The sequence below is a fragment of the Mucilaginibacter sp. genome (genome assembly GCF_039207105.1).
In the GTDB taxonomy this organism is placed as follows: Bacteria; Bacteroidota; Bacteroidia; order Sphingobacteriales; family Sphingobacteriaceae; genus Mucilaginibacter.
Genome location: NZ_JBCECK010000163.1, coordinates 1 through 10,586, shown reverse-complemented (window position 1 = coordinate 10,586; position 10,586 = coordinate 1). Strand labels below are relative to the sequence as shown.

Annotated in this window: 12 protein-coding genes; 1 reads left to right on the top strand and 11 read right to left on the bottom strand. The window is 42.3% G+C overall.

The features are described from left to right. From AAGC65_RS21985 to AAGC65_RS21945, 9 genes are all read right to left on the bottom strand, one after another. A partial coding sequence (locus AAGC65_RS21985; protein ID WP_343114617.1) for a 2-phosphosulfolactate phosphatase occupies positions 1 to 157 on the bottom strand: 157 nt, incomplete at its 3' end. A 71-nt stretch (positions 158 to 228) separates the two neighbouring features. Further along, a complete protein-coding gene (gene gcvT / locus AAGC65_RS21980) occupies positions 229 to 1,308 on the bottom strand; it encodes a glycine cleavage system aminomethyltransferase GcvT (RefSeq protein ID WP_343114616.1) in 1,080 nt (359 codons plus the stop codon). 132 nt (positions 1,309 to 1,440) lie between these two features. After that, positions 1,441 to 2,640 carry a glycosyltransferase family 4 protein gene (locus tag AAGC65_RS21975; RefSeq protein ID WP_343114615.1) on the bottom strand — a complete coding sequence of 400 codons (1,200 nt, stop codon included), beginning with the start codon at positions 2,638 to 2,640 and terminating at the stop codon, positions 1,441 to 1,443. Between the two features lie 59 nt (positions 2,641 to 2,699). After that, positions 2,700 to 3,296, bottom strand: coding sequence for a ribonuclease HII (locus tag AAGC65_RS21970; protein WP_343114614.1), 597 nt, complete (start codon positions 3,294 to 3,296; stop codon positions 2,700 to 2,702). 145 nt (positions 3,297 to 3,441) lie between these two features. Further along, entirely contained in the window at positions 3,442 to 4,680 is a 1,239-nt protein-coding gene (locus AAGC65_RS21965) for a PP2C family protein-serine/threonine phosphatase (protein WP_343114613.1), read from the bottom strand. Between the two features lie 38 nt (positions 4,681 to 4,718). Next, positions 4,719 to 5,918: an ABC transporter permease gene (locus AAGC65_RS21960; protein ID WP_343114612.1), complete on the bottom strand. Its 1,200-nt coding sequence runs from the start codon at positions 5,916 to 5,918 to the stop codon at positions 4,719 to 4,721. Between the two features lie 81 nt (positions 5,919 to 5,999). Beyond that, positions 6,000 to 7,130, bottom strand: a complete 1,131-nt coding sequence (locus AAGC65_RS21955; RefSeq protein ID WP_343114611.1) for a glycosyltransferase — start codon at positions 7,128 to 7,130, stop codon at positions 6,000 to 6,002. Continuing rightward, a complete protein-coding gene (locus AAGC65_RS21950; protein ID WP_343114610.1) occupies positions 7,114 to 8,088 on the bottom strand; it encodes a lysylphosphatidylglycerol synthase domain-containing protein in 975 nt (324 codons plus the stop codon). The genes AAGC65_RS21955 and AAGC65_RS21950 overlap by 17 nt, the downstream gene beginning before the upstream one ends. Positions 8,089 to 8,168: 80 nt before the next feature. Further along, positions 8,169 to 9,014: a dienelactone hydrolase family protein gene (locus tag AAGC65_RS21945; protein WP_343114609.1), complete on the bottom strand. Its 846-nt coding sequence runs from the start codon at positions 9,012 to 9,014 to the stop codon at positions 8,169 to 8,171. 84 nt (positions 9,015 to 9,098) lie between these two features. Between AAGC65_RS21945 and AAGC65_RS21940 the strand changes: the two genes are divergently transcribed. Further along, positions 9,099 to 9,269: a hypothetical protein gene (locus tag AAGC65_RS21940; protein ID WP_343114608.1), complete on the top strand. Its 171-nt coding sequence runs from the start codon at positions 9,099 to 9,101 to the stop codon at positions 9,267 to 9,269. 134 nt (positions 9,270 to 9,403) lie between these two features. Here the strand turns inward: AAGC65_RS21940 and AAGC65_RS21935 are convergent, their stop codons facing one another. Both AAGC65_RS21935 and AAGC65_RS21930 read right to left on the bottom strand, forming a co-directional pair. Continuing rightward, entirely contained in the window at positions 9,404 to 9,778 is a 375-nt protein-coding gene (locus AAGC65_RS21935) for an RNA-binding protein (RefSeq protein ID WP_343114607.1), read from the bottom strand. 205 nt (positions 9,779 to 9,983) lie between these two features. Further along, positions 9,984 to 10,436, bottom strand: a complete 453-nt coding sequence (locus AAGC65_RS21930; RefSeq protein ID WP_343114606.1) for a 3-oxoacyl-ACP synthase — start codon at positions 10,434 to 10,436, stop codon at positions 9,984 to 9,986. Positions 10,437 to 10,586: the final 150 nt, after the last annotated feature.

The window sequence follows — 10,586 nt, the reverse complement described above, 5'->3', positions numbered from 1 at the left end:
CAGCACCGTTTTCAATACCATAACATATAGATGATGTTGCCCTGAAAATATCAATAACCACTACAATGTACTCTTGTACATTATATAAAGGCAACAATGCCGGAGTAAGGCAAACATGAGCCGCACGTGCACTATTATTTTGAGTTTCTTTAGACATAATTTTAAATTAAATACAGAAGGACAAACTATTGTTTATAGTTCCCCCTTCAGGGGGTTAGGGGGCTTCGCCTATTTATAAAAAGGCGGTTTTACAACCTTAGCCTTCACTTTGCTGTCCCTGATGCTCACATATATTTCTGATCCCTCTTTAGCAAAGGCGGTATCCACATAACCCAACCCAATTGCTTTTTGCAGCGAGTATGATTGCGTTCCGGAAGTTACTTTGCCTATGTTATTGCCATCGGCATCAACAATGGGGTAATCATGACGGGGAATGCCACGTTCCAACATTTCAAAACCAACCAGCTTACGGTTTACACCTGCTTGTTTCTGCTGCTGTAATGACTCTGAATTGGTAAACTCCTTATTAAATTTGGTTACCCAGCCCAGGCCGGCCTCTAAAGGAGATGTGGTATCGTCAATATCGTTTCCGTACAGGCAAAAACCCATTTCAAGGCGTAGGGTATCACGAGCACCTAAGCCAATTGGCTTAATGCCAAAAGGTTCACCGGCTTTAAAAATAGCCTCCCAAATTTGCTCTGCATACTGGTTTTCAAAGTAGATCTCAAACCCACCTGCACCGGTATACCCCGTGGCCGATATCAGCACATTATCCACACCGGCAAAAGTTCCTTTGTTAAAAGTGTAGTACTCCATTGATACCAAGTCAACCTCTGTTAAACTTTGCAGGGCTTCGGCAGCTTTGGGGCCCTGAATGGCCAGCAGTGAGGTGCGGTCAGATATGTTCTTCATATCAACACCCATCGTGTTGTATTTTGATATCCAGTTCCAGTCCTTCTCAATGTTTGAGGCGTTAACTACCAGCATGTAGGTTTTTTCATCGATACGATAAACCAGCAGATCGTCAACAATACCACCATCCTCATTAGGCAGGCAGGAGTATTGTACCTTGCCGTCATATAGTTTAGCAGCATCATTACTGGTAACTTTTTGGATCAGATCAAGCGCTTTATCGCCCTTTAAAATAAATTCGCCCATGTGGCTCACATCAAACACCCCCACCGCTTTACGTACGGTTTCATGTTCTGCATTAATGCCCGCGTATTGAACAGGCATGTTGTAGCCGGCAAAAGGTACCATTTTGGCACCGGTTTTAATATGGATATCGGTTAAAGCCGTATTTTTCATCAGCGTAAGTGTTTTATACCTGAGATTAGGCCATCAGCAGCTAAGCGCCCTGTTTTTGAGCGGTAACTAATGTGGCATCATCGTCAACTTTTAATGCCGCAAAAGTAACTATTCTGACGGTAAATTTGAAGCTTATGCAAGTTTGGTATAAAACTCCGCAAGGTTGCGGGTAACCGCATTTACATCGTGCTGCTGTTCAACCAGTTTACGGGCATTTTTCCCTATGGTACGGCAATGTTCTTCGTCGGTAATACAGCGTTCAATAGCATTATAAAACTCTTCCTGATCGTTAGCTATGATGATATTAGTGCCGTTTTCAAAATTAATACCTTCGGCACCCAATGAGGTAGATATGATGCATTTTTGCATGGCCATGCCCTCTACTATTTTTACCCGCATGCCCCCACCCGATAACAGCGGAACGATCATGATGGCTTTGCTGTTCACAAACTCAAAGGCATCGTCAACCTCGCCCTGGATAAATATTTTGCCCATCACCTCATAATCATCAAACCTTTCTGGAATGTTATGCCCGGCAACGTAAAACTTTACCCGCAGGTCGCCATCGGTAAGGTCTTTATGAAAGTTATCAATAAACCACTCAATTCCCTCACGATTGGGTAGCCAATCCAACGACCCGAGGAAAAAGAGGCTTGGGAATTCGGTACGACTAAAATCTGGATTATACTGGCTCAGGTCTATCCCAACCGGAAATATCTCAACCGGGATAGTAGTGCCGTATGAAAGGATGGTATTTTTATCTTCGGCAGTAAAAACCGCTATAGCGTCAACCTTATTCAGTTGCTGTAGCTCATAATCTTTTACCCGTTTGGCCAACATGCGCAGGTACCATTTTTTAAACAGATCGCTTTTTTGCTGCGCCAGCCGTTGCCATACCTGGTGCTCAATATTGTGCGACCGATAAACCACCCTGGCCCGGGAGTGCTTGCGTATGGCCGCCAGGTAGGGAGTTACAAACAAACCTTCAAACTGCACTACATCATAATCTGTTTGCCGCAGCTCGCGCACCAGCAGTTTTTCAAACTCCGCATCATAATAACGGTCAATGTCGTTTGATTTTTTACTGATCAGGTTCATCAAGCTATCCAACACAGACATGCTGATATTGATATCGTATGAAGTATAGTTTATTTTATCAAGCAGCTCGTCTGTTACTTCGTGTGTGCTGCCATTATATTTTTTGGCATTAAGTGCCGCCAATGATACCTCATGCCCAAGCGCAACTAAGCCCTTTATGGTATTACATACCACAATAGCGTAGCCTCCATTTTGCGGAAACGGAACTCGATGGGTTAAAATAAGGATCTTCAATTGGTTATTTGGTTTGCTGTAAAAATACCAACCTGAAAGCCGTAATCAAAGTAACATCTTTAAAAAATACTCAGCTGCGGGTCGGTTACCCGGAAAGTTTTACGATGATATGGCGTATAGCCTATTTTCATTACCGTTTCGCGGTGTTTAATAGTGGGGTAGCCTTTATTGCTGTGCCAATCATACTCCGGGTGTTCGGCAGCAATCTGAAGCATATAGTCATCGCGGTAGGTTTTGGCCAGTATAGATGCCGCCGCTATGCTGAAATATTTACCATCGCCCTTGATGATGCACTCGTGCGGTATGTTGGGGTATTTTTTAAACCGGTTACCGTCGATAATTAAAAACTGAGGAGCCATGCTTAATTTTTCAATAGCCCGGTGCATGGCTAAAAATGACGCGTTCAAAATATTGATCTCATCAATCTCGATGTTATCCACAGATGCAACAGCATAGGCAATAGCTTTTTGTTCTATTTCGATACGCAGCTGATACCTGACATCTTCAGGTATTTGTTTAGAGTCGTTCAGTAAATGATGATCAAAATCATGAGGGAGTATCACAGCGGCAGCAAACACAGGCCCGGCAAGGCAACCGCGCCCGGCCTCATCACATCCCGCCTCAATAAATTCCTGCTGATACCTCGCTGCTAACATTGGTTGCAAATATAAAAAATGTTGGCTGTTCTTAGTATCAGATAGCGAGTATCAAGTATCATGATTTTTTAGGCGTTACCAAAATGCACTTACTTTCAACAGACGCTGTCTTGGTACCTGATACTAACTACTTGATACTAAAAATCTAAAATATCCTTATCGTAAACAAAGTAATATCATCAATTGGTTTACTTTTAAAAGAGTTGTTTAAATGCGCCAGTACCGTGTCGTTCAGGCTATCGGGAGATAGATGGCCTTTATCTTTCACAAAATTAAGCAGCTTATCTTCGTTCCATACCTTGTTGGTGGGCGATTCAAAGTCCATCAGCCCATCGGTATAGTTAAAAATAAGGCTGCCGGGTTCCAGATCAATTTCTCCTTCATTTATAAATGGCAATTCTTCAAATACACCTATCATGGTAGTACCCATTTTCAGCGGCGCTACAGTGCCGTTGGTGTATAAAATAGGGGGGTTATGCCCCGCGTTGACATAATTAAGCTTACGTTTCTTTTCGTTGTAACGCGCCAAAAACAAGGTTATAAACCTCTCGCCTTTGGTATTGCTTAGTACTATTTTGTTAAGGCGTTGCAGGATATTGGTAAGGTTATCTTCCACCGCGGTCCAGGCATGCAAACTGGCCTGAAAGTTAGCCATCAGTAAGGCTGCCGATATTCCTTTGCCAGATACATCGGCAATACACCACAAAAACTCATTTTCATTGATCCTGATAAAGTCAAAATAATCGCCTCCGATGTTTTGGTGCGGCAAGTATTTGGCGCCTATTTCCACACCATCATCCTTGTGCATGCGCAGGGGGATCAGCATATTCTGCACCTCAACCGCCAGCTCCATCTCGCGCTGAAAACGTTCTGATTGCAAGCGTTCCCGGAACAGCTTTTTATTCTCCAGCGCCACGATGATCACATTCATGAGCGTTTGAATAAAGTTCAGGTCATTGTTAAGCATCTCGCCCGAGGTATTAAAATCGCCGATGAGGGCATAGGCCAGTGCTTTGCTTTTGTGGTATATCGGGATAAAGTAATTGTATTTTTTAAGCAGCGGATCCTGATGATCTGCTATAGCTATGGGCGATTTAATTTTGCTCAGCTTATTGCAGGCCTTATTCAGTAAAACCGCCGACTCCATATCGCCGCCATACCTGGAGATACAAACAAACTTATTTTCCTTTTCAATTAAAAACCGGAGCTTGCCCACCTGCAGGTAACTCTGCAAAATTACCTCGAGCATTTGTATCAATATAGGAGTAGCGGTATTTTTATTAATGGCGCGGGTAATCTCCAGAAGGGAGTTAAGCTCAGACTGCCGCTTAAGCAACAATCTGATCAATTCGTCCTCGCCAGAACTATCTTCTATATATTGCATTTGTTATAAGTGGGTCTGACTAAAATAAAAAAATAATTTTAAATGCGGGCACTTTGTGATTTTATATCGAAGGCATCGCGCAGGCCAACGGTAACCAGGTTAAAAGCATATACCAGCAACATAATGGCCACACCCGGAATAATAGCAAGATATGCCGAATTCATCACAATATAGCCATAATGCTCTTTGATCATGCCGCCCCAGGTTGGCATAGGCGGCTGCGCCCCAAAACCCAAAAAGCTAAGGCCTGCCTCCAGCAATATAGCCGACGCGAAATTGGACGATGCCAGTACCAATATGGGGCCTGTTATATTGGGCAGGATATGCTTAGCAATAATACGGGTATTATTAAAGCCTAATGCCTCCGCGGCTTCAATATATTCCACCTGTTTTAGTGCCATTACCTGCCCGCGTACCATACGCGCTACCTCAACCCACATGGATAAACCCACAGCAATAAATATTTGCCATAAGCCTTTACCCAATGCAAATGATATGGCAATAACCAGCAATAATGCCGGCAGGCTCCATAATATATTCATGAGCCAGCTGAGGCAATTATCTATCCAGTCGCCAAAATACCCGGCAATTGCACCTATGGTTACCCCCAAAAGCATACTGATAATTACCGACATCAAGCCTACCGCCAGTGATATCCGCGTGCCTAACAGCAGGCGGCTTAGCATATCGCGCCCGTAAATATCGGTTCCCAGCCAAAAGGTTCTGTTGATGATCTGTTCGGTAACTATTTTAGCGTAAAAGCGTTTATATATTTCCTGGCCTTTATGCACAGAAATACCCGGATTTAATAAGACCGTTCCATAGTGGTAACGCGGCTTAACACCGTTCACTACTTCAAAAATATTATAAGCCTTTATTTCGGGTTTATCTTCATCGCCAATGTATTCATTTACATAAATGGAGTCCTGCGCAAAATGATAGCCCGTTATCGGAACATCGCGGTAAAAGGTGGGCTGGCCAAAAAGCATCCGGGTAAAAAAACTTACGGTATCAACAGGTTCGCTTTTCCTTACTCGCAGCATCATGAACGAGCTGCCGGGCTTTTTAATACTCAGCTGTATGGTCATGTTATTGGCGTGCGGAGATTGATCGGGCATAATCAAATAGCCCAATACAGCACTCAACAGGGTGAGTATGATAAAAACAAGACCGGCGATAGCAATTTTATTGCGTTTAAACGCCTGCCAGGTGCGTTTTGAAGGAGTAAGATCTGTCAATAGTAATTTTTGCGTCCGGGTTAAATATCGCTCAAATAGGCGCAACTACCAAACGCATAAGTTAATATTTACACGGGCTTGTTATTTTACAACGCGACCTTTCCACAAATATTTATGATTATTGCCCATGAGGCCTATCACCACAAAATATACAATGTGCAGGGGTATCAGCAAAACCAGCAAACTCACCAGGTAACTGCGTTTAAAAAACGATGTTATAGGCAACAGATAAACAACCTCAAACATGTATTTTAATAAAATCTGTACCAGGAAAAGTTTGAAAAAGTAAAAATCATAAAAGCCAAGGCCGGCATTCAGCAGCAGAGAGATGTTGAACAACCAGATACAAATACCAAAGGCCACTACCTTTTTATCCTTGTATTTGGTTGATTTGGAGGCCCAGCGCCTGCGTTGCTGCATAAACTCGCGCAAGGTATGCTTAGCATGGGTATAAACTACTGCATCAGTGTGTTTCAGAAATCCAATTTTGCCCGGATAACGCTCAGCGACTTTCTGTAATAATAGCTCATCGTCGCCCGATGCCAGCTCATCAATACCTTTAAAGCCGCCAACTTCATAAAATACATCTTTACGGTAAGCAAAGTTTGCCCCGTTGCAGGTTGATGCCCTGCCGTTACCTATGAATGCCGCGCCTATACCTATCAGGTAGCCAAACTCCAGGGTTTGCATCAGCTCAAATAGTGAGCGCTCTTCAAAGTAGGTTACCGGCGATGATATCATTACCAGATTATCGGTTTCATAATAACCTACTATAGATGACAGCCATCTGGAGCCCATACGGCAATCGGCATCAGTAGCTACCATCAGTTCGCCGGTTGATAGTTTGATGGCTTCAGAAATAGCTTTCTTTTTGTAAGAGTTCAGTGGTTCAGCCTCATTAAGCTTTAATAAGGTTACGCCACGATCAGCATAACTACTAATGATGGCAGCGGTATTATCGGTTGAATGATCATCAACAATAATTATCTCCAGCAGGTGTTTGGGATAATCCTGTGCCAGTACATCCTCAATGGTTAGGTTTATCCGCTCTTCTTCGTTTCGCGCGGCTATCAGTACGGTAACTTTGGTTTGAAAAGGAGCAACGCGGGGCCGGGTAACTTTTATATTGGCCCATCCACGTATTAAATAAATAACTAACAGCAGGTAAATGCCGGTTAAAAACAGCGAAACAAAACTATGCAGTGCGATCAAAGAATTTGAGTTTAAAAACGAATAAAGATCCTAAAATAGCCGGAATAATTAAATTTATGAGCCATATTGACGATACACCGGCAATAACAGCTATTTTTTGATCGGTTACATAGGAGAATAAATGTGATGCTGTAAAGCTGCGAACGCCTACATCCAGCAGATCAAGCGAGGGTACTGCCGATGTGATAAAGAAATAAACAAACAGCATCATCACCATTGGAAAAAACGCGAACTGGGGTATAAGCAAATGAAAAACAATGCAATACTGAACAGTGAAAGTCACATAACGGGCCATGCTGTAACCCAGAACATTCAACAGCTCGCGTTTTTTATAACGCCCCATGATCTCAAAAAACCTGTGGTATTTTTTCAGAAAGCCTATCCTGTCAAGCAGGTTCACTATCCATTTGATGTTAAAGAAAAATACGAGCAGTATAGCCATCGTTAAAATCGACACCAGTATGATCAGGCAAAACAACCAGGTACTCACCGGTATATAATTATAAAAAAGCCATACTATAGCTATCAGCCCCAATAAATTGGTCATGATGATTTGCCCGAAGGCACCAACAGCCATAGCAAAAACACCATGTATACGTTTACGATTGGGTAAAAACATTACCCGGCCGCCATATTCCCCAACCCGGTTTGGGGTTGAAATAGCCCAGGTAAGTCCGCAAAAAACAGCCTCAACGGCTTCCCAAAGGGTAATATTAACCAGGGTTTTGGTGAGGTAGCGCCATTTAAAGGCTTCCAGCAGCCAGTTAACCACCATTAACAAAACCACAATACTCATGGCAGTTAATACATGTGTGCTGTTTATTTGAGATGTTAAGGCTTCAAACTGCTTTAGGTCGTTGTTTTTTTTGTAAAACTGGTGATATATATACCAGCCCGCCATGACCAGTACAGCGGTTTTAAGTGAAAAGGATACTATTTTTTTAGTAGAAGCAGTCAAAAAGAAAAATTTATGCAATGTTACAAAAAAACCGGGCAAGCGAAACTTGCCCGGTATAACATAACATTAATATGATTTGTTTATTTTAAGCGCGCCTTTAAAAAAGTTATGGTATTGGCGTAAGCATCCTTAGTGGCATTGCTGTCATAAATAGGGTTGCTTGGGTTTGCAAAGCCATGATCGGCATCGTACTTATGCAGGTAAACCTTTTTACCTGCCTTTTTCATATCGGCATCAAACTTGGCAACCACCTTGGGATTTATCCATTGATCTTTATTGGCGAAGTTGCCCAACACATCGGCATTTAAGGTTTTCAGTCGGTTAACATCCTGTTCGGGCATGCCATAATACATTACACATGCAGCAGCTTGTTTGCCGGCCAATAAACTGGCCTGCAGGCTCCAGCCACCACCAAAACACCAGCCCAGGGTAGCTATACGCGCGTTTTTGCCGGTGTAAGCAATGGCGCCGTTAATAATGGCTTTAGCTCGGTTTTCATTTACGGCCTGCATAAATTTACCTGCATCTTCGCGGGTGGTGGCTACTTTACCATCATAAAGGTCAACGTCAATAATGTTCACGTTGCCCAGTTCGTTATATATTTTTTCTGATTCGCGCTTTACAAAATCATTTAAGCCCCACCATTCATGTATCACTAAAATATAATTATTGGTAGTTTTTTTAGCTTTCAAAAAATACGCGGCAGACTCCTTACCATCGGCAGTTTTATAAGTGATGGCTTTACCAATTGCGCTTTGAAAATGGATAGGTAGCGGCGTTTTATGTTCCATCCGAAAGTTGGGGTTAGCAGCCAGCATGGCAAACTGCCGTGTTGCCGATGGCTTGCTGCAGCAAACCACTCTTTTTTGCCCAAAGGCAAATAGGCTTATACAAATAAGCAGGGTAAACAGAATAAGTTTTTTCATGAGATTGATTTTTCGTTGTTGAACTATAGGTACGTTATTATTACGATGGCATTATGAGCCACGTTGCTAACCGAAAAAATAAACATGATTAAGTTAGGCATTTTCCGTAAAAGCGCCGATGAATTAAAAATGTTTTATAAGCAGATAGAGGACGATAAAACCCATGCTATCAAAATACTACACGAAAGAATACTGCAACAACAGCAATTTACCCTGGTTAGGACAGCTGTTTTAAGAGAAGATATTAATTTTTAGAAAAAGCAAATCCATGCAGGCAAAATACCCGCGAATGCAAAATGATCTAAAAACCGATAATAGGGGAATTTATACACTACTTAAAATAAAACACCGGGGGAAACATCCTCCGGTGTTTTATTTTAATTTATAATTTACCAACGGCCACCGCCGCCGCCTCTGTTATCTTTTGAGTAGCCACCGCCACCACCACGGTTGCCGCCATAGCCACCACCGCCGCCACGGTTGCCGCCATAACCACCACCGCCGCTTCTGCGGTCACTTGGTTTTTTTTCTTCTGCCTGGCTTACTGCAATTGATCTGCCTTTAACTTCAGAGCCGTTTAAGCCGGTAATAGCAGTTTGAGCAGCCTCATCATCAGGCATTTCAACAAATCCGAAACCTTTGCTTCTTCCGGATTCTCTGTCAATAATTAATTTTACGGTGCTTACTTCACCATACGCTTCAAAAAGCTCTTTTAAATCGGCTTCCTCTAATGAAAAAGGAAGGCTTCCTACGAATATGTTCATCAATCTTTAATTTATAATGAGCAAGATCTTTTTGCTTGCCATCTTTTGTTATCATCAAATATAGTAATAGATATTTGATGATTACTGCAAGAATTTGTGAATGAACGTTTTTATTTTTTTTAACCGTTAAAATTCAGGTTGGTTAAAACAATATAATAACATCCATTGTTATGTTCCGCAGCATAAAAAGCAGGCTATTACGGCATTAACTTACTGATTGTATATGATATTGCTTACCGTTAAGCGCAAAGTTATCGCCGCTTGCTTTGCCCGCAAGCATTAAACCGATGGGCGAGGCCGGCGAAACCGCGAAATAAGTTTTACCATCAACCAACAAACTGCCCGCGCTTATAGCCAGGTAAAAGTTGCCATTATCGGTCATGATCACGCTCCCGGTTTCGGCTTTAGTAGCAGTGCCTGTTGTACCTATGCGGTTTAAGGCCACCATTAATTTATTAGCTTCATTTAACTGGGACAAATTACGATCGGTTTCCTGCTGCATCATAGCACGGCCGGTTTCGTATTTATCGCCCGCGCTACTCTTGGTATCGTCATTTGATGCTTTTTGCGCTTCCTGGATCCCCAGTTCGGCAGCATCCATACTTTTACGCACATAACTTACACACAGGTCATATAATTTTTTCTTCAGATCACTCATTTACGGGTTTCAGAATTATAATAAAAAGCAGCAAATTAAAACAATTATCGCAAACTGCGATCGAGGAAAAAATACCTTAAAAATAAAAGCCCCCTTGCACTCGCTGCTTGGGGGCTTTAAACCTAAACCTTATCACTATTTGCAGGTGTG